The sequence below is a fragment of the Acidobacteriota bacterium genome, assembly GCA_016196065.1.
In the GTDB taxonomy this organism is placed as follows: Bacteria; Acidobacteriota; Terriglobia; order Terriglobales; family Acidobacteriaceae; genus Acidiflorens.
The window spans coordinates 508052-527107 of record JACPYL010000027.1; the positions used below are offsets into that span (position 1 = coordinate 508052).

The window sequence follows — 19056 nt, forward strand, 5'->3', positions numbered from 1 at the left end:
TGGAGGGAGATGAACTCGGGAGCCCGCGCCTTCATCGCGGTCGTGGTGCTTTGCGGCACCAGTGTGCTCACCTATACGGTCCTGCACGGTGCGAGCCACAATCCCCTGAAGTTCTTGTGTTACCTGATGATCGCGCTGGTGGCTTCACGGTTGAAAGTGAATCTACCCGGCATCACCGGCACGATGTCGGTGAACTTTCTATTCCTGCTGCTGGGCGTTCTGGAGCTGAGTTTTTCGGAGACGATGGCGCTCGGATGCGCCGCTGTCGTTGTCCAGTGCCTGGACCGGCAGCGCCCCGCTCCCATTCAAGTTGCGTTCAATGTCTGTTCGACGGCGCTCGCGATCGCGGCGACGTTTGTTTCCTATCGCACTCCTGTACTTCATCGCTTAGTCGGTAACCCGTCCACGCTGCTGTTCCTCGCTGCCTGCGTCTATTTTGTCGCCAATACAGTTCCGGTCGCTGCTGTCATTTCCCTGACCGAGCGGAAGTCGCTGCGCAGGATTTGGGCCGATTGCTACTTTTGGAGTTTCCCCTACTACCTGGTCGGTGCGGGCGTAGCGGGGATGATGAGCTGGCTCCACGACTTTACGGATTGGCAAACATCGTTGCTCATCCTGCCCGTCGTATACCTGATCTACCGTTCCTACCGCTTGTATCTTGGCAAACTGGAAGCTGAAAAGCGGCACGTCGAAGAAATCGCTGACCTGCATATGCGCACCATTGAGGCGCTGGCACTGGCGATTGAAGCCAAGGATCAGACTACGCACGATCACCTACAGCGTGTGCGTATCTACGCGCTCGAAGTCGCCAAAGAGTTGCAGGTCAGTCCCGAGGAGCGGGAAGCATTGCAGGCCGCCGCTCTGCTGCACGACATCGGAAAGCTGGCGATTCCGGAACACATCATCTCGAAACCGGGACGTCTGACGCCGGAAGAATTCGAGAAGATGAAGATCCACCCCGTGGTTGGGGCGGAAATTCTGGAACGCGTCCGCTTTCCGTATCCGGTCGTGCCGATTGTTCGCGCTCATCACGAAAAATGGGATGGCAGCGGCTATCCGCTGGGCTTGAAGGGAACTCAAATCCCGATTGGCGCGCGCATTCTGGCGGCAGTAGATTTTCTGGATGCGCTGGCATCCGACCGGCAATACCGTCGAGCGCTGCCCTTGGACGATGCGATGTCGCGCATGACGGAAGAGTCCGGCAAGTCGTTTGATCCGAAAGTCGTGAACGTGCTGGAGCGTCGTTACTCCGAACTCGAGGTACTGGTCCGCGAGCGCATCGAGAGCCTGGGACTTGCGAAGTTGTCGACCGGAATGAAGGTCGAACACGGATTGGAGCCGGCGGCTGGATTCGCAACCACTACCAAGCCGACGCAATTCGCCGATCGCAATTTCCTGAGTTCGATCGCGGCTGCCCGCCAGGAAGCGCAGACCTTGTTCGAACTGAGTCAGGACCTCGGAGCCTCGTTAAGCCTGGGCGAAACACTTTCGGTATTTTCGGTGAAGCTGCGCGCGCTCGCGCCTTACGACGCGATTGCGATTTATGTCCGGCATGGCGAGGAACTGGTGCCGGAATATGTGAACGGCGACAACTTCCGCTTGTTCGCATCGTTGCGGATTCCGATTGGGCAAGGGTTGTCGGGATGGGTAGCGCAGAATCTGAAGCCGATCCTGAATGGCAATCCGTCGGTCGAGCCCGGATATCTGAACGATCCGTCAAAGTACAGTACGTTGAGTTCCGCGCTGGCTGTGCCTTTGGAAGGATTGCAGGGCGTAGTCGGTGTGGTCGCTCTATATCACGCGGACAAAGACTTCTTCACCTCTGACCATTTGCGCATCCTGCTCGCGGTGAGTTCGAAGATGGCGCTGGCGATTGAGAACGCACTGAAATACGAGCAAGCCGAGAATTCCGCGACCACGGATTACCTGACGGGCCTGCCGAACGCGCGTTCGCTCTTCCTGCAACTGGATCGCGAACTGGCCCGCTGCAAGCGCGACAACACGACGCTGACCGTGATGGTCAGCGACATGGATGGCTTCAAGCAGATCAACGACCGATTTGGACACCTCGAAGGAAACCGAGTGCTGCGCCTGTTCGCGCATTCGTTGCGGGAGACAAGCCGCGAGTACGACTACGTCGCCCGCATGGGTGGAGACGAGTTTGTCGTGATTGCCCCCGGACTGACTCCCGAAGCGTCCGCGCGCAAAGCGGAACAGATGCGCGAGCTTGTTCACCAGGTCGGCATTGAAGTTTGCCGCGAGGATATCCTCTCGTTGAGCGTCGGCAAGTCGGTGTATCCGGAAGACGGGCTGGATGCGGAGAAGCTGCTGACCGAAGCCGATCGGCGGATGTATACGCAAAAGCAAAGCCAGCCCACCCGCAAGAATCGCCGTCTGTATCCCCGCCACAAGGGCCGTCTGACCGCCGAGATCACGCAGCCGGGACAAGAGGGCGGGATGGTTGGCATCCTCACCAACTTGAGCCTGGGCGGGTGCTATGTCGAGACCAGTTCGATCCTATTGCCCAAGTCGCAAGTACGGCTGACTTTCTCGGTCGAGCATACGTCCGTCGCGCTGAATGGCGAAGTCGTGCGCATGGATATGGGCATTGGAGCGGCTCTGCGCTTCGTCGAGGAAAGCCACGAAAGCCGCAGCCGCCTGCAGAACATCCTCGAACAGATGGCCGGATCGGAAGAAGTACTGGAACGCCAGCGCAGCCGGAATGCCGCCGCTGGACTCGATATCTAAGCCGCAGAAATCCAGGCCAGCCTCGCCCGCACTGCCCCGATTGCCCGTTTATGGCGCCTATCGGCTATGATGGAGGTCCAGATATTGGAACCGCCTGGGGAACCTCCGGCATTCTCTTCATCTAATTAAGGGCAGGCGTCCCCAACCGCCAGCAAAAGCAGGGAGAAATCATGGCTCAAAATCACTATGTCAGCAAAAGCAAGCGCCGTCCAAAGAACACCAACCGCAAAGACTTTTCTCAGTCCACCATGGCTGCGGTGCGGGAACTGGAAGCGAAAGAGAAGAAGGCTGCAGGCAAGTAACAGAGGCAAAGACGGCCCCGGCGATCCGCACACTATTCGCGTGACCCACGGCCGGTGCCACAGCAGTTGCCGCAAGTCCCGATTCCTATATTGATCGTCGTTCGGCTCCTTTCTCCCGAGCCTTTGGTTTGCCCCCAAAGTCTGTTCGGAGCTTGGAGCCGACTTTGCTATGGAATCAATTTCACTCGTCGGCCATCGAGTCTCCCGTGGCCCGAGCAGGGAGAGTAGTTGGTGTTGACGCCTGTTAACAACAACTGAGCAATGATAGCCTTTCTGTCCAATATGGCTCTCCGTAAAAACAAGTTCCAAACTGCGCGAACGCGGAAGTTCAGGGAAAGCAAGTTAGGCCCGGAGGACGATCGCACAATCAGTCACGTCGAGGAGTTTGGTTGCTCGGTTGTGAGCGTTACGGGTTCGAAGCACGATCTTGGGTGGTCATACACGATCGGCATTTTCGATACGTGTGGCAAACCGGAAATCATTACCGTCGGACTACCCCCAAAAACCGCGCACTCTGCTCTCAATGAAGGAGCGAAGCTTTTGCGGTCCGGCGTTGATCTCAGTCAGGGTCGACGCCACGATCTAATAGGGGAGGTCGATTGCGAGTTCCGACCCGTGGATCCAAAGTGGGTGGAACACCTGATGGACTGGGCCGTCTGGTACTACGACGGCGTTGAGTTTCCCGTGCTGCAAGCCGTGTATCCAGACCTTGAGAACCGGTTCCCTGAGGACGAGGGGTTTGACCGAGCGTTTGAGCAACCGCTCATGCAGCCGAACGCCCCAATGGCTAGAGCCGAAAATGATTTTTGGGCATCAACTGACCCGACGAGCAGCCTATTCAGCTGGAAGTTCCCGGACCCTCCACACACAGGAGTCTACCTGTCCAAGACAGTCAACGAGGGGACCGAGCCGGTGACGTTCGTATCACACGATGCGGAAGATGGCGCGTGGCAGTTGTTGGGTAACAGTATGAGCGGCCCCGGTGGTGTGATCTCATGCTTTCACCACCCCATCGACCGCGACCCCAGCATTGCTGAATTGGCAGACCTACCTTTAGGTTGGTACGCCGAGCGCGACAAGATCGGAGAACCATGGGTTCGAAGAAAACGTGAGCCAGTCGATGCTTCCGAGTGATCTCTCAATTCGCGAAAAATCGCGATTGCACTCATTGCCCCCGCCAAAAAAATCATACTGGCTGTTCTGCCCGCGAGCATTCGATGCACTTGTGAGTATGTTTCGCGCCTTCGTTTTCGGCACAATCAATCAAAACAATGGTGGACCTTGGAGTAGCACTCTCGTCCGTTATTGTTCTGCCTCTCCACCATTGGCGCTAGCGATCCCCTTGGAAAATGACCACTGGTTCAGTTCAAGGACACTATGACCGGAAAGCAAATGCAACTTGCGGCAGTGATCCTGCTCATGAGTGCGCTCTGCTGCGCTCAGGCCTTCTACCACGCGCGCACTGACCTCAAGCCAATCAAGCCGATCAAGATGACATGGTCCCGCGCCAATGTCATCGTCGTCGATCCCAACTTTGGAAGCCAGATTGTCCGGATGACCGACCGCACCACATTCCAGAATCGATCTCTTCAGACCGCCGACTCTGGAACTCCAAATCTGTGGAACAAAGATTCCACCATGCTGGTGGTGCGCGATACCAATGCGACCAGTCTGGTCATGTCATTTGACCCTGCGACGATGAAGTCGCGTTTAAGAACTGACTGGCAATATGCCTTCGAAACCAGATCGTTGTCGTTCAGCCATCTCGACCCTCAAATCCTGTTCCTACTTACGAGCGCGCATTCAGACGGCCCCAAAACGATCCTTCAACGAGTAGATTTCCGGCAACAAAAGATTTCTGAAGTTTACGACTTCGCGAACTGCTTGCCGCCTTCCGTCCAAATCAACTGGTCCGGAACTCTTTCGGTGAACAATGACGACACCGTATTTACCGCGGCGCTCTCAGACAATGGTCAGGATTTGGGCATCTACGCAGGGACCTATACGATTGGCCAGGGATGTCGCGTGTTGAATACCAAGACCGGCGAAGTGACCGGGGACTGGGGACCGAGCGGGAAAATTTCTGTCCCGGACAGGTTTGGCCTGCACGCCATGAGCGCATCTGCGGGTGGCGATGTGGCGATCCTCTCCAGTGGCAAGTGTTGGACTGCTTGCGCTGACGGCCCTTACTTCTGGAATATTCCGACGTTGAACGTAAAAGCAGGAGTCGATCTCGGGCACAGCGCGAAGGGCTATTTGCAATTAATCACAGCAGAACATTTCGGACAATGGCGCGCTCAGCCGTATGACGATCCCACCGACAACCGGACTGTCATTCCGGCTCGTATGCTGCCTTCTAATGTTAGAGGAGACAAACACGCCAGTTGGAATAATGTCGATCCGAATGATCTGAACCCGTTTTTCTCCACCAACTCGCGTCCCTGGCCTCCGGAGGCTCCATGGGAAGATGAGGTGATCGGTGTCGATCCCGTCAGCGGAATCGTCTATCGCTTCAGCAGCACCTACAACAGTGGAAGGTCCCGCTACTTCATTGGCAAATACGCGGTTGGCGTAGTGTCCCAGGACGGAAAGTTCCTCGCATTTACTTCGGATGCGCTCAAGACGCTGGGCCTCGATGCGAAAGGACGCCACAGGGTGGACGTGTTCGTTGTCCGACTGGAATAAGACCGATCGAGCGACAGACTCCATGGGGCAGTTGTTGGTGCGAACGCCGGGGTGCTCCATCCATCTTTGCTAATCTCATCCAGTGCTTTATAGTCCACGGGAAGGTAGGCGGTCTGATGCCCGTAGTGTGTGTGTTTCTCGCATTGATTCTTTTCTGCTCTGCCGGAGCATTCGCCCAGGAGAAGGCGCAGCTCCCGCAACGCAAAGACTCCGTCACGGTGTCAGGTGGAATTTCCAAGGGCCAACTCGCCTTGGAAGATCGTCTCAACACGATTCTTTCCAACGCGGACCAAGCTCTTAAGGCTGGCCACGCGGGCGATGCGGTTAAGCAATACGAGGCAGCCATAGAAATGGTTCGCAAGGAGCCTCTTCTGGCGGAACAGGAGCAGCGGGTTTTGAGAAAAGTTGGCAATGGCTACGTTCAGGCAAATCGTCCCACTGATGCGATACCGATCTTCCAGAAACTGCTAGAAAGCGTGAAGGAGGATTGCGCCTCTGAGACAACCTCGGTGTCAACATGTGCAAGCGCCCAGCAAGACCTTGCCGTATCGAAGATGCACGCTGGTGATTTCGAAGGTGGATTGGCATCCTTGCGACAGGCAGAAACGAACTATTCCAAAGCTGAGAAGTTAAGCGGTTCCCATGAGTTCGCGATGATTCAGCTAATGGACCAGGCGAATGCGCGAGTGCTGATCGCAGTTGCACTTTTCCGGCTGGGTAAAACCGCCGATGCCGTAACAACCGCTGAAGGGGCAATTCCGCAGCTCAACCGCGTGAAAGATGACAGTGACATCAACGTTGGGATTCGAGAGAGTGCGGCGAGCTCAGCTAACAACGCTCAGACGATCCTAGCCCAACTCAAATCAGCACATTGATTGCCGGGTGCCCCATCCTTGCGCGTTTTCTGCGCAAGGGTGGGACTCCACGAAAGTCGCGACCATGGAATTTCTCCAGCCGCGCGCCCGAGTTTGACAAGGCTCGGACCCTCGCGGACGGATGCGCTCAATGAAGCGTCTCAGCTGCTTAGGCGGAAACTACACTGCGCTCGCATTGCCGTTGTGGAGTAGTTGGTGCTAACGCCTGATTACAGCAACTACCACACGGATCATCGTTATCATCAGCCGAATTGGGTGATTGCTGTACTTGTAGTGCCCTTTAATTGTGGCTACTATCGGAGCGAAACGGACATTGTTGTCGACTCGAAGCCTGCCGGAGGATCTGGAAGGGGTCACAAATGCAACGCGGCATTGCGGGTTTGTTAGGGTGCTTCACACTCACTCTGGGCCTGACCCTCCCTTGTTTATCCCAACAGAGCCATCCAAAACCGTTGCCGACGGCTGAGCAAGTTCTCGCTAGATTTGTTCAAGCCGTTGGCGGTACAACGGCACACGATAGCATCAAAACCAGCTTCAGCAAGGGCACTCTTGTCGACTGGGACGGGGATCGAATACATGTCGAGAAGTATTCAAAGCTGCCCGATAAGGAGTTAATGATCGAGCACAAGTCTGTGGAACTCCGACAGGGATATGACGGGAAAGTACGATGGGTTAAGGAAGGCAATCATAAACCCAAGCAAGTCAAGAACTGGCCCAAGGATGAAGTGAACTTCGAAGATATTGTGCACTGGAGCGATAAGTTCACGAAAACTGACTTTCGCGGGGAGGTTGATATTCTCAATCGGCAGGCTTACGTGGTGGCGGTAGTCGGCCGTCGCCCGGCCACTCTCTATTTTGACCAGCAAACGGGTCTCTTGCTCAGGAAAGATACCAGTTTTGACCGACCGGTCGAGACCTATTACTCAAACTATCTAGAAACCGAGGGGGCCAGACTACCCTGGCACATAGAAAATGTCGTTAGGCCAACCGGCAAGAAATATGTCTCGGACGTCACCGAGGTCAAGGTTAACGTACCTCTAGATGACGCAATCTTTGCGATGCCTCCCCCGTAAGCTCGCTAGCCACCGGTTCGACTAGTAGGGTCCGTCGTACACTCGACTCGCCAGAAAGCAGCCCTCTTAACCGTAGTTGACGTAACATCGCAATCTCACCAACAATCGCCGGGTGCCCCATCCTTGCGCGTTCTCTGCGCAAGGGTGGGATTCCACGAAAGTCGCGACCTTAGTGAAATTTCCTGACTTCAACAATTGTTAGTCGCAACACCGCCTTGAGCCAAGAATTCATGGTAAGAAAAGGTCCATCATCACGGCGGCGTTGCTTTTGGCCGTCTCTCAAAAAATCTGATACGCGAATGTAACCGATTTTGTGGCTTGTGGATGCACCTCAAAAATGGTGCGCGAATAGACGGCCCCGTCACCGTGAAATGGCGTGGATGCACTCGAGATATTGCAAAAGTCGAAACCGGCTTTCGGATTTGCTACCACTCCGGCCTCTTCAATGAATGCTGCTGCGTAATTGGAGGGATAGAGTGTGGCCCGGGTGCCATCCTGATTGTAGGCCCATGAGAGGATTAGCGAATGATCGAGCCAGTTATTGGCGGTATTATCGATGTCGAAATCTGCCACTCGCGTGACTGTGACTGTCGCGGGGTTGACACCTCGTCCCACCTCGCTAAAGACTGCCATCTTCACCTGAACCAAGTTACTGGCAGCGACCTGGGTAATCGTCTCGGTCAGATGGTATGGAACCATGTCATAAAAAACCAAGATAGGCAGGGTGCCGGTTCCATTTGGCTGTGTGACCCGAACTGGTCCATCCCAGCCGCCATTGCCCAGAGAGCCGTAATCGAAACCACAGCCGCCACCAAAATCGGAATTGATTCTGACCGTATACCCGGACACACCTGAAGTTGAAAGTTGTTTGACGCCGTTCGCAGTAATTTCCGCGATGTTTCCGGTGCTGCTGACACAGAATTCGAATGTCTTCCCTTTCTTGCTAGTTTGGAATGTGTATGTGCAGCTGTTTTGGGCGTGCGCGCTCAATCCGAGAAAAAGGAACGCTATGTTCGCTAGTACGACGACTAGTCGCAGACTATTGGCTTTCATTTCACCCTCCGAGGATCTCCTTGGTTTAGAGCGTCCTTATTGAGTTATTGCGCAAAGCGCAAGAGAAATGGCTCAAATTCCGTCCAAGGCCTCCAAGTAGAGTTCATTTCGGCCAGCCCTCCTCCGGTCTCCTTTATCCAGGGTCTGAGCAGAATTGGCCAGCCGGGTGCCCCATCCTTGCGCGTTCTCTGCGTAAGGGTGGTGGGGTTCCACGAAAGTCGCGACCATGGGATTTCGCCAGCCGCGTGCTCCCGAGTTTGACAGGGCTCGGACCCTTGGGGACGGATGGCTCAATGAAGAGCCCCAGCTGCTTAGGCGGAAACTACACTCCGCTCGCAATGCCCTCTTGGAGTAGTTGGTGCTAACGCCTGATTTCGCCAGTTACCCTTGATTGGCATATCATACGGACGTTCGCGGGCCTCGGAGAGGCCGTTAAATGGTCGCATTCGCGTTCTCGGCATTGGTGATGCTGGCGATCGTCAGCATTGTGTTCCATTGGGCCATGCGAGTCCAGTTGATGAAAGGGGATTCATCCAGAAACAGAATCGAGTGGCTGAGTTTCCGTGGCGGTAATGACGTTTTGCAGACCTATGAAGCCCTGTTTCCCCGGAGCGTCCTACCGCGTTTCTGTCGGTTGGTATTCTGGACGGGCATTGTTTCCGGTGTCGTAGGCCTGTGCGCGATGGTCATTCTGAAAGCGGCTGGGAGGTAAGTACTGCCGACCGGAGTGGCCCGTCTCCGAATAGTTGGTGTAAACGCCTGCTTTCAACAATTGCACGAGTGTAGTGTCATATAATCGTCAACCGTTATAGACAACCTCACACTAGGACCGTGCGTTATGCAGGTAGCGATCAATCCCTTGATGGCGATATTGCTTGCAGCCACGCTGTTTGGGCAAACTCCGCCACCGCACCCGGATCGGAGCGACCAGAAAATCAAGGCGCGTTTGAATAAGATGCTTGCGATAGCGAAGGCGGATAGAGAAAAGGGGGACTGGGCGGGCGCGATTTCTGTGCTGCAGGATGCAACGACGCTTGATCCTTCGAGGGACCTGCTGTGGGCCAAATTGGGGGAAGCCTATCAAGGTGCCAACAACTATCAGGAAGCAGCCACCGCTTATAGGAAAGCGATTGTAATTAAGCCGATTGGGGCCTATTACAACAATTTAGGCGAAGCATATGTCAAGTTGCGCATGACCGGTGAAGCTGTGCAGGCGTATAAGAATGCTGTGGCGGTAGATTCCACAGCCGCCTATCAATACTATTTCAATATCGGCGCGATACTGACAAACACTGGAGATTTGGAGCAGGCGAATGCCGCCTACAGTGACTCGATCAGGTTAAATCCTCAGTTCGCGATGGCTTACTACTTCAAAGGCACAAACCTACTGAGCAAGGCGCAAGTAGTTCATGCAAAAGCGACTGTGCCTGATGAAGCATTGCAGTTGCTCCACAGATATCTTGAATTGCAGCCAACCGGAGCCTACGCGATTGCTTCACATCAAGTCATCGCCTTCCTAAGCAGGGACATCAGGACAACCTACACGCGACAACCCACTGGTGAACAACCAGAGAATGGAACACGGACACTCTCTCAGTCGGAGGCCCAGTCTTTACCGATTTGGAAGGTTCAACCCGTTTACCCAGAACTGGCGAGAAATATAAGGATTCAAGGGCAGGTGATCCTTGACGCCCTGATCGCGAAGGACGGGACCGTTCTTAGTTTGAGCGCCCTTTCCGGCAACCCGTTACTCATCGAGTCAGCCTTGGATGCAGTGCAGCAGTGGCGATTCAAGCCAGATAGCATTCTCGGTATGCCAGTGAGGATGCGGACGCAAGTGCGAGTCGAATTCGTCCTCGAACGTTGACTAAGGTGCTTCGGGACAAAAGGATCGTTGAGCGTGCCTACGCGGACCTTTGGTGAAGAACGCAATTACACCAACAAGCCAGCCCTATAGGGCCGAGGCGAAGTAGTTGGTGTAATCGCCTGTTTTCGTCAACAGGCTTTGTGCAAACATACTCGCAGAAACCGGCAATGGGCATTCATCTCAATCAGAACGAAATGGAACGGCTTCAAGATGACGAAATGGAACGGCTTCGGGCTCCGAAGCTATCACGAGCCTACATGCGTCTTGCCTCAGCCCAGGTTGTTGACCACGAATTTCGTGGCAAGTTCGGACATCCCACAAGTTATGCGTTTGTTCAATTTGAATGTGCTCCTGCGAACGAGTTGAGTTTTGAGTCACGCGCAACTTGGCCCGCCACAGTGTCGGAGGAATATCGAGCGAAACTCGAACGAGCGGTGGCGGAAGCTGTTGCTGACGTGTTGCTCGAAGGTGTTCACCAGCACTCAGGCTGCACGGTTGTGTTGGCGAAGACTCGGTACGATGAGGTTGGCAGTAGCGAAGCTGCCTTCATGAAGGCAGCCAACGCCGCGATGCGGAGCTTGGTCGCGAGCAAATGGGCGTGGGCGGGCGGGCCAGAAACGTCGGGTTCTCTTGAACCATTGGCGTAACATCGCCATTACACCAACTACCCCGCTTCGGCAGGGCGCGGGTCAGTTTGTGTGTAAACGCCAATTACAACAAGAACGCCCTTTGCTCCGGTTTGTGATAGATTTCCGCTCGAATAGTTGTGCGTTGAGTGCCCAACTCCAACGAAGGAAAAACATCATGAAGATCGCGCCGCTAGTTGTACTCGCCATCGTTGGCGCTCTCGCAATTGCACAACAGCAACCTCCATCGGCTCGGACGCCGTCGTCTACAACCGATCACGCGCTTGCCTCCGCGCAGATGCGTAGCATTGCGGATCTGCTTAAAGGCGCGTGGGCGATCACTTGGATTGACCTCAATGGACGTGTAATCGGAAGTGGCGAAGAAGTCTGGACGGTCGCGCCCGGTGGAAGCGCGTTGATTGAAGAAAACCGCTCCAAGGTGAACGGTGAATTGGCGGAAGATTACGCGGCGATGTGGTGGGACAACAAAGCACAGAAGGTCCACGGAATCTGGTGCGACCCCACCATCAACGACGAAGGCTGCAGCGGATTCGATGTCACGCTCGAAGGCAAAGATGTCGTACTGCAGGGCGAGTGGGAATACCAGTCAAAGCGGCAGGCTTGGCGAGAGGTCTTCAGCGGCACCCCAGCTGCGATGACCCAGACTCTCTACATCGGCGAGCCAGGAAAAAAGTTGAAGGTGGCAACTATTATTCGGGGCGCAAAGCCCTGACGAGAGGAGCCCGCGAGCCGCAACTGACACTAGTTATCCCGCGGGCCACAGCCCGGCCCGTGGCGGAGCAGTTAGTCTAATCGCCTGTTTTCGCCAATCATCACTCCGCAAGAGAAGCCGCCCCGCACGGTCTGGTCGCGTGGCTGCCCGACTCTTGCGCACAGAACACACGAAAACAGGGCGCCCGGCACCCTCCTAAGCGCTTAATCAAACAAAAATCAGAAATTCCTCAAGACGCCGCTTTCGACGGTGATGTTCAATCGCTGCCAATCGGCCGCAGGCCGGAGTACTACAATCGCAAGCTATTTTTTGTCTAAAGGGGTGTAAACAATGAAGAAACTTTGTCTGATTCTTGTAACTCTGGTTCTCGCAACCGGTGCCGCATCGGGTGCGGCCACGACGGAGAAGTGGGTGAATGGCTGGAGCAACTTCAACGAGCCGCTGAACCTCACAAAGAGCAAAGTCCAGTGGTCGGTGGCGAAGAACAAGCTGACCGTGACGTTTACCCTGGTCGGCGCAACGCCGAGCAAGCTCTATGAGGTGGGTATCGAAATTTTCTGCACCACGACTCTCCCCACGTTCGGACAGTTTCCGATCGCCACCCCGGCCGGCGGAGGCACCTGCCCTCTCCAGACGGTTCAGGGGGTGACCAAGGGTTATGCCTGGGCTGCGGTGGGTGTGATCACCCCGGACATCCATGGCAACGGGACGTTCAAGGTTGTCGTCGGCCCGATCGCTTCGGGAACCTATAACGCCGAGTTCTTTGCCCTCGATGGAGCAGGATGCGGATTGATTGGCGGCGGAGGCAACGGCTCAGACTGCAATGTGGACTTCCAATCCCCCGGCCCGACCTGGGGAAACGCAATCACATTTACGATTCCGTAGTCGCAGACAAGAACTACACGTCGTGTCCTTGGAGAGCGGTTTTCGTGGAGTCCCACCTTGCGCACCGTGCGCGCAAGGGTGGGGCACCCGGCACCCGCAACCCGGCCCATGACTCAGTAGCGCCAACTCCATACCGGATTGCCTTTGTTGTCGCGGAGGATGAGGGTATCGGTGCCCTTGGCGACTTCGCGCGCGAGAATCAGGTCGGCGTCGCCTTGTTTTACTTTTGCGCCGAGAATGGCGATTTCGTCCCCTTTGGCGAAAGTCGTGCCCATGTCGTCGAGGAAAGATTTGGGGCAAAGATAGACATCCACGGTGTCCGCGCCGATTCTTGCCACCAGATGGACGATCTCGTGGGGTTTCGCGGGAAGTTTCAATTCCTCGACGGTCGCCTTCATCTTTGTCTCGGTGCTGATGTCGTATTTCGGCGGAGGTGCGTCCTGAGGTTTTTGCGCGACTACCGGCAGGGTGAACAGTGCGACCGCCGGGAGAATGAGTTTCCGGAAACGGCGTGACAGGTTGGTGTGAACGGAACGGCCCATGGCTTTTTCCTTTCTGATCCAGACGGAGGATTCAAGCCATACTGGCGAACGGGAGTATCGTACTCCTTATTTTGATGGATGGGCCTAGGTTCTGCTGTTCTGTGGACCGGATCAGCCCGACAATCAACCGTACCCGGGCGCCCCATCCTTGCGCGTTTTCTGCGCAAGGGTGGGATTCCACGAACGTCGCGACCATGGGATTTCGCCAGACGCGTGCCCGAGTTTGACCCGGCTCGGCCCCTTGGGGACGGATGGCTTAATGAAGCGCCTCAGCTAGTTCGGCGGAAACTACACTCCGCTCGCAATGCCGTTTTGGAGTTGTTGGTGCTAACGCCTGATTACGCCATCTGACGCCCTCTGATTGAAAAAGCCATAAGAACGAGAATATGCTTGTCGTTCTATGGAACGCCCCACAGGTGTGACAATCCTTGCATGGCTCTATTTTTTCGGAGCGTTTTCACTCGTCATTGCTTTGATCCCAAGTCCCGCGTTCAACCCACTCCAGCGGCCCGGATTCTTAGCACTGACGATGGGAAGTCTTATCCTCTGCCTCGTTTTAGGAATCGCACTGTTAAGAATGAAAAGGTGGTCCCGTTGGTTAGCGATCATAGCCAGTGTTACGCACTTGCTGGCTGCGCTTCGCGAAATTGCTGTAGCCCAAAGCTCTATTGTCGTAGTCCGCGCCGGTCTCGGCATGTTGTTTTCCGTTTGGGCCATCTGGTACCTGACTCGACCGCGGGTAGAGACAGCCTTCCAGAGCGTCTGATTGCTTGTTGGATTTCGTCAATATTAGTCTCCGCTCCGGTGAGTACGCTCTCGGCGAATAGACGGCGCAAGCTTGTGTAATCGCCTGTTTACAACAACAATGCTCGCTGGAGTTCCTGTTTCATCCTTCGGGAACGGAACTATGATTGTCCAGCTCTCGTATTCATACTCATGCCGACGCGCGTGGCAGTTCTATTTCTTGCTCTCCTTTTGCAAACAATTGCTTTGTTTTCAACTTTCGCTTACGCCCAATGCGATGCCTCACACCTACCGCCGGGCTTCGCGGAGGTGACTTCTCGGGCTCGCGCTCTCGTGGACAAAAGCGAGGTGCCTTCCATTTCCTTCGCTGTCGCTTCTCACGGCACAGTTCTGTGTGAAGATGCATTCGGTTGGGCTGATCGCGAGAAACGACTTCCGGCTAGTCCAAGAACCGTATACGCGGCCGGGTCGGTTGCAAAGTCGATCACAGGCGCGGCTGTATTCCTGCTCGTGAATCGTGACAAACTTCGGCTGGATGCGACCCCTGAACAGTACGGAGTTCACGTTCCGGCCTACGCCGGGAGAGGAATGACGATCCGTCAACTGCTGACCATGTCTGCAGGTGTCCCGCACGGCTGGTTCTACGATTATGAGCCAGGATCGCATCACCGGGATGCACTGAACCGATATGCCATCAGCGCCTTCCCGCCCGGTCGCTACTTCTATTACTCGAACTTTTCTTTCGGAGTGCTGGGGGAAGTCGTGGAACGGACTGCCCGACGTCCCTTCGAGGACTTCGTCGGGGAAGGGTTACTGCGGCCACTACAAATGCAATCCAGCGGTTTCAAACCTTCAGAGAAGAACTTAAGTACTGGATATGAATCTGGCAAAGCAGTACCTCGCCATGATTTTGAACCGGTGGCTGGCGGCGGGTTCTATACGTCTGCCCACGATCTTGCTTTGTTTGGCAATTTCCAGTTGGACCCCTCACAAAGACTGATCAGGCCGGACTTAATGCGAGATATGCATACCGTGCCCAAAGGCCATGAATTGGACTGGCGTTACGCGAATGGTTGGGGAGTTTTAGCGCTGGACAAGGATACCCGCGTACTCGTGAGCAATGGTCGGGTCCTCGGCGGATCGGCGATGCTTCTCGTTCTGCCCGAAGAAAGCGTGGTAATCGCCTGTCTGACGAACGTGTCAAGTGATGCAACCGATGATCTCGCCTTCCAGTTTGCAAACGTATTTTCTAGTGGTTTCTTGGCTCGCCTTGAATCCTTACGGAAACAGGTGGAAGCGGCCGAGGCGCCGCAACCTTTCCGTGTCAATGAGTCCATGCGCGGAGCGTGGGTTGGCACGATGCGTACACCGACGAGGACCCTGCCCGCCGGTCTTCGCTTTGCCAAGGACCAGTCCGAAATACGAGTCGGCAACAGGTCTTTCGTTCCCATCAAGGAGTTGAGAATCGAACAGGGATTCGTGATGGGAGAAGCGGACATAAGTATTGACTTACCGGAGACCCGCACGCGTACGACGAAGTTGGAATTGCAGCTGCAATTCATTGACGGTAAGCGGTTTGTCGGAGCTGCCAGCACAGTGTCAACGGGCGATCTGCCAGGATTCAGCCTGCCCGCATTCATCTCGCTCGTAAGGGAAAAGCATTGATGCCCGCGTGCCGTGTGGCGATTGCTGTCGTAACATCGCCATTACACTAGGTTGCGCTTTCTTTTCGCCTGTCCGGCGAACAAACGGCCCAAGCTGGTGACAACGCCTGATTGCAACACTTGCGACCGCCCAGCGCTCGTCTGCCCCTCATTGCGACGGGAGGATTCTTCCTGTTAGCGGTGGCCTCGGTTTTACTCGCGCGTTCGGTAGTTGGCGTTAAATCGCTATTTCACCAACAATCGCCCCAGGAAAAAAAGTATTCGAGGCGCAAAGCCTCTGACGAGGGCCGCCCGCGAGCCCTAACTGACACTAGTTAACCCACGGGCCACAGTCCAGTCTGTGGCGGCGTAGTTAGTCAATTCCCCGGTTTACAACAACCATGGAAATCTCGCTTACTTCAGCGTAAGCTGCTGCTGGTTTCCCGAACGCAGGGCAGGGTCACTTTCCTGAGGCAGTAATGGACAATGCTTCAATTCTCTCGCTGACTCCTAGCGATCCGATTGACACGGCGACAGTAATGTTTGAGCCTCAGCCGGTGCCACGGAGTCCGGCCCTTGCTTTCCTGCTTTCCCTCGCCCTTCCTGGAGCCGGACAGACCTACTGCGGCAAGACCTCGCGCGGCCTCTGGACAATGGCAATCTTCCTGCCAGCTCTAGCGTTAACGATCCACTTCACGCGACAGCTCGGAAGCCCGGAAGGGAAAGTGGACGCTCTCTTCTGGGGCATATCCCTTCGGATCACTCTTTTTCTTTACGTGTTTGCGTTTTTGGATGCTTTCTTCACAGCCCGCGAGATGACCGCCGGGACGGATGCCTTTATCGCTGAGAGTCCTCGCGTCGCCGCGATCCTAAACCTATTGACGCGAGGCTTCGGTTATTTCTATCTCGGCCAGCGTAAGCTTGGCCTCACTGTTTTTTTCGGCCTCATGTTTTTTCAAGGACCGCTCGCGCAGGCCGCCGGTGGCGGTCTGGTTCTTGAGTTCATCATGGCCGCCATCGGCGTCCACGCCTACAACATCGCGCGCCGATCAGAGAAAGAGATTCTGGCCACGGTACGATTACCAGCCGAACCTGCGCCTTCAAGCGGATTGCCTCTGGCGATCCCCATCGGCCTCGCAGCGGTGATGGCAAGCGGTTACGTCGCTCTGGTGTTCGTCGGACTCCTTCTGCCCGACTATTCCCACGTCGATCAATCCAGAGCACATGTTGTGCAAGACTCTGAAGGCGTGTTTTATCAAAACCCGGCTTACGACATAAGCTTGCGGGCACCGGCCCAGTGGACGGTAAAGAATGACGCGCCGAACTACATGCTTCTTGCCGTGCGCTCGGATCGCGCGTGCAGTGTGACGCTGCAACCGATTGCGTGGTCACCCCTGCTTGGACTGGATTCCTTCAAGGGGCAACTGGCCTATCAATTTTCAAAAGCGAAAGGACTGGCCGGAGAGGTACTCGATGAGCAGCCGGCCGTTCTTTCAGGGCTTGATGCGCGGGATATTCGCGTCTCCGTTACGGAGAGAGCACAGCGCCTCATCGAGCACCGCATCATCGCCAGAAGTGGCCTGACCCTCTACGATGTCACTACCGCCGAATTGGCCCCAGACGAGGGAAATGTTGCCGAACTAAGCTGTGCCTCTGATTTCAGTTTTATCCGCAAGAACCTTGTGCTTCCCCACTGACTTGAAAGCGAGAGAGTTGGCATTGCCTTCTCTTTCACTGCGAAACGCGTCTCAGTCTATTTGCCCGCAGCAAGTCAGCGATTGTTGTCGGGAATGTGTGATGACGCCGAGGGCAATGTCCACGTGATGGTATTGGACTTCACCAGCGGCAATTCTTCCATTTTCTGCCCAGCGGCCTTGTCCGGATAGTCAAAACGTACAATTTGAATGGAATACTTGCCGGGCTTTCGGATGTCCCAGATGGCGTCATTCGCGTCGAATGCGTCCAGGGTAATCACTCCGCAGAGGTTCTCGCCCGGCCCCAGGTTCCAAATATGACTGGCATCGGTGCCGCGGTCGCCGCTCTGAAAAGATTTCAGTCCGGCTGCAATTCTCTCCTTGCCTTTCTCGTTGAATGGCACCGGCACTCCGTCCTTGTCGCGAAGCGAGATTTCCTGGTCGAAAGTTCCATTGTCGACCCGGATTGCATGATCGGAGATATTGGTCTGGCATATTCTCAATCCGAAGCGACGATCTGTCGTGAATGATTCTTCGGGACCAATTGTAATAATGAATGGCGGATGCAACTCGACGGGACGTCCTACCGCGACATGCACGGTGTTCGACTTCACCGGCAGGTTAGTCGTTGGATCAGTCAAGACTACCTGGATCGAGTAATTGCCCACGCTGCCAACGTCGTAAATGCCCCCAACCACCCTTGTCTGTTCTACGGTCTCGCCGGGGGAAATTGGAACAAAGGCGAAATCGCCTGCAGGCATCTCCTCCCCGGTTAGTAGAGCCTTCCCCTGCTTTGTCAGCAGCACGGGATTCCCGAGACCGTCGCGAACGTCCCATCCGAAGCCAAACTCATCCGGCTCTTTTGAGGTGAAGTCTCGATTTCGCCCGTTCCAGAGGGCGAGATTGATGCTCTGAGCCGATAGGTTCCTCACGGAAACTTGGATCGGTATTTGCCAGCCTGCTTTGACCGATGCGAACGGGGACCTGATCGTGATCGCAATCGCCGGCTTCAAGGGCTGCGTACCTAACACGGGAGATGGCACACGGAACGTGAGCACGTTCGATTTGACTTTCAGCCCGGTCGCCTGGTCCATCCTGTACACCTGAGCCTGATACTCGCCGGCCTTGCTGAGATCGTAAAATCGATTCAGGATTACTTGTGCCCGCAGTACTTTTCCCGGCGCGAGTGAAACAGTAAATGCACTTGATGTTGCGCCAGGACCGTTGCGAATGCCTCTTCCAGCTGGCGTTTCCGGTACTGGAAGGCCCGCATCATCGCGAAGGTCAAGCTGAAACATCTGCCACCCCGGCCATCCGGGGATCACCCCGTAGCCAATGTCATTGTTCGATGTGTTGGTCATCGCAATCTCCAACAACATCTCAGACTCGGCTTTGACGACTGGCGGGATGCTGATGCTGATCGAGAACGAGGGTCGTTCGGGTTTCGCTGGTGGTTGGGAAAAGGTCAAGTGGGGCGTCGCGATCCCAACCAGCAATAAGAGGCATTTCAGCAAGTTGCTCACGGCGTGCGCTCCTTATGTGGAACTCGCGAAAGCGTAGGTTGCGACATAGGGCATGAACTGTCA

17 protein-coding genes are annotated in these 19056 nt (G+C 55.3%); 13 read left to right on the plus strand and 4 right to left on the minus strand.

Translation table 11 applies throughout. The features are described 5' to 3' along the window. Window positions 1–9: 9 nt before the first annotated feature. The 5 genes from HY010_23405 (at window position 10) to HY010_23425 (ending at window position 7683) form a co-directional block, all read left to right on the plus strand. Window positions 10–2748: a diguanylate cyclase gene (locus HY010_23405; GenBank protein MBI3478686.1), complete on the plus strand. Its 2739-nt coding sequence runs from the start codon at window positions 10–12 to the stop codon at window positions 2746–2748. Between the two features lie 584 nt (window positions 2749–3332). Continuing rightward, a complete protein-coding gene (locus HY010_23410; protein MBI3478687.1) occupies window positions 3333–4184 on the plus strand; it encodes a DUF4262 domain-containing protein in 852 nt (283 codons plus the stop codon). A gap of 243 nt (window positions 4185–4427) precedes the next feature. After that, complete coding sequence (locus tag HY010_23415; GenBank protein MBI3478688.1) at window positions 4428–5735, plus strand: hypothetical protein; 1308 nt, start codon at window positions 4428–4430, stop codon at window positions 5733–5735. Window positions 5736–5986: 251 nt separating this feature from the next. Then, window positions 5987–6610: a tetratricopeptide repeat protein gene (locus tag HY010_23420; protein MBI3478689.1), complete on the plus strand. Its 624-nt coding sequence runs from the start codon at window positions 5987–5989 to the stop codon at window positions 6608–6610. Window positions 6611–6969: 359 nt separating this feature from the next. After that, complete coding sequence (locus tag HY010_23425; protein ID MBI3478690.1) at window positions 6970–7683, plus strand: hypothetical protein; 714 nt, start codon at window positions 6970–6972, stop codon at window positions 7681–7683. 279 nt (window positions 7684–7962) lie between these two features. On the opposite strand, the gene HY010_23430 is transcribed toward HY010_23425, so the two are convergent. Continuing rightward, window positions 7963–8736, minus strand: a complete 774-nt coding sequence (locus HY010_23430) for a hypothetical protein (GenBank protein ID MBI3478691.1) — start codon at window positions 8734–8736, stop codon at window positions 7963–7965. A gap of 436 nt (window positions 8737–9172) precedes the next feature. Here HY010_23430 and HY010_23435 point away from each other — a divergent pair, with 436 nt between their 5' ends. The 5 genes from HY010_23435 to HY010_23455 all read left to right on the plus strand — a co-directional run bounded on the left by HY010_23435 (window position 9173) and on the right by HY010_23455 (window position 12847). Further along, window positions 9173–9448, plus strand: a complete 276-nt coding sequence (locus HY010_23435; GenBank protein MBI3478692.1) for a hypothetical protein — start codon at window positions 9173–9175, stop codon at window positions 9446–9448. Window positions 9449–9574: 126 nt separating this feature from the next. Continuing rightward, window positions 9575–10603 (plus strand): TonB family protein, encoded by a 1029-nt coding sequence (locus HY010_23440; protein MBI3478693.1) that lies wholly within the window; start codon window positions 9575–9577, stop codon window positions 10601–10603. A gap of 257 nt (window positions 10604–10860) precedes the next feature. Then, window positions 10861–11250, plus strand: coding sequence for a hypothetical protein (locus HY010_23445; GenBank protein MBI3478694.1), 390 nt, complete (start codon window positions 10861–10863; stop codon window positions 11248–11250). Window positions 11251–11407: 157 nt separating this feature from the next. Then, window positions 11408–11962, plus strand: a complete 555-nt coding sequence (locus HY010_23450) for a hypothetical protein (GenBank protein MBI3478695.1) — start codon at window positions 11408–11410, stop codon at window positions 11960–11962. 330 nt (window positions 11963–12292) lie between these two features. Continuing rightward, window positions 12293–12847 (plus strand): hypothetical protein, encoded by a 555-nt coding sequence (locus HY010_23455; GenBank protein MBI3478696.1) that lies wholly within the window; start codon window positions 12293–12295, stop codon window positions 12845–12847. A 113-nt stretch (window positions 12848–12960) separates the two neighbouring features. Here HY010_23455 and HY010_23460 read toward each other — a convergent pair whose 3' ends face one another. Both HY010_23460 and HY010_23465 read right to left on the minus strand, forming a co-directional pair. Next, window positions 12961–13389 (minus strand): hypothetical protein, encoded by a 429-nt coding sequence (locus HY010_23460; protein MBI3478697.1) that lies wholly within the window; start codon window positions 13387–13389, stop codon window positions 12961–12963. A 598-nt stretch (window positions 13390–13987) separates the two neighbouring features. Next, a complete protein-coding gene (locus HY010_23465) occupies window positions 13988–14176 on the minus strand; it encodes a hypothetical protein (GenBank protein ID MBI3478698.1) in 189 nt (62 codons plus the stop codon). Window positions 14177–14481: 305 nt separating this feature from the next. On the opposite strand from HY010_23465, the gene HY010_23470 reads away from it, so the two are divergent. Further along, window positions 14482–15798, plus strand: a complete 1317-nt coding sequence (locus tag HY010_23470; protein MBI3478699.1) for a beta-lactamase family protein — start codon at window positions 14482–14484, stop codon at window positions 15796–15798. A gap of 457 nt (window positions 15799–16255) precedes the next feature. Then, entirely contained in the window at window positions 16256–17473 is a 1218-nt protein-coding gene (locus tag HY010_23475; GenBank protein ID MBI3478700.1) for a hypothetical protein, read from the plus strand. 74 nt (window positions 17474–17547) lie between these two features. Here the strand turns inward: HY010_23475 and HY010_23480 are convergent, their stop codons facing one another. Further along, window positions 17548–18831 (minus strand): hypothetical protein, encoded by a 1284-nt coding sequence (locus HY010_23480; protein ID MBI3478701.1) that lies wholly within the window; start codon window positions 18829–18831, stop codon window positions 17548–17550. Here HY010_23480 and HY010_23485 point away from each other — a divergent pair. Beyond that, window positions 18806–19030 (plus strand): hypothetical protein, encoded by a 225-nt coding sequence (locus HY010_23485; GenBank protein MBI3478702.1) that lies wholly within the window; start codon window positions 18806–18808, stop codon window positions 19028–19030. The two genes, HY010_23480 and HY010_23485, sit on opposite strands and share 26 nt — an antisense overlap. The last annotated feature ends 26 nt before the right edge of the window (window positions 19031–19056 follow it).

Excerpts from the sequence above, each read along its gene's own strand:
- HY010_23455 (MBI3478696.1), top strand. The coding sequence starts at position 12,293 with ATGAAGAAACTTTGTCTGATTCTTGTAACTCTGGTTCTCGCAACCGGT.
- HY010_23475 (MBI3478700.1), top strand. The coding sequence starts at position 16,256 with ATGGACAATGCTTCAATTCTCTCGCTGACTCCTAGCGATCCGATTGAC.
- HY010_23425 (MBI3478690.1), top strand. The coding sequence starts at position 6,970 with ATGCAACGCGGCATTGCGGGTTTGTTAGGGTGCTTCACACTCACTCTG.
- HY010_23460 (MBI3478697.1), bottom strand. The coding sequence starts at position 13,389 with ATGGGCCGTTCCGTTCACACCAACCTGTCACGCCGTTTCCGGAAACTC.
- HY010_23445 (MBI3478694.1), top strand. The coding sequence starts at position 10,861 with ATGCGTCTTGCCTCAGCCCAGGTTGTTGACCACGAATTTCGTGGCAAG.
- HY010_23485 (MBI3478702.1), top strand. The coding sequence starts at position 18,806 with ATGTCATTGTTCGATGTGTTGGTCATCGCAATCTCCAACAACATCTCA.
- HY010_23415 (MBI3478688.1), top strand. The coding sequence starts at position 4,428 with ATGACCGGAAAGCAAATGCAACTTGCGGCAGTGATCCTGCTCATGAGT.
- HY010_23435 (MBI3478692.1), top strand. The coding sequence starts at position 9,173 with ATGGTCGCATTCGCGTTCTCGGCATTGGTGATGCTGGCGATCGTCAGC.
- HY010_23430 (MBI3478691.1), bottom strand. The coding sequence starts at position 8,736 with ATGAAAGCCAATAGTCTGCGACTAGTCGTCGTACTAGCGAACATAGCG.
- HY010_23405 (MBI3478686.1), top strand. The coding sequence starts at position 10 with ATGAACTCGGGAGCCCGCGCCTTCATCGCGGTCGTGGTGCTTTGCGGC.
- HY010_23480 (MBI3478701.1), bottom strand. The coding sequence starts at position 18,831 with ATGACCAACACATCGAACAATGACATTGGCTACGGGGTGATCCCCGGA.
- HY010_23440 (MBI3478693.1), top strand. The coding sequence starts at position 9,575 with ATGCAGGTAGCGATCAATCCCTTGATGGCGATATTGCTTGCAGCCACG.
- HY010_23450 (MBI3478695.1), top strand. The coding sequence starts at position 11,408 with ATGAAGATCGCGCCGCTAGTTGTACTCGCCATCGTTGGCGCTCTCGCA.
- HY010_23410 (MBI3478687.1), top strand. The coding sequence starts at position 3,333 with ATGGCTCTCCGTAAAAACAAGTTCCAAACTGCGCGAACGCGGAAGTTC.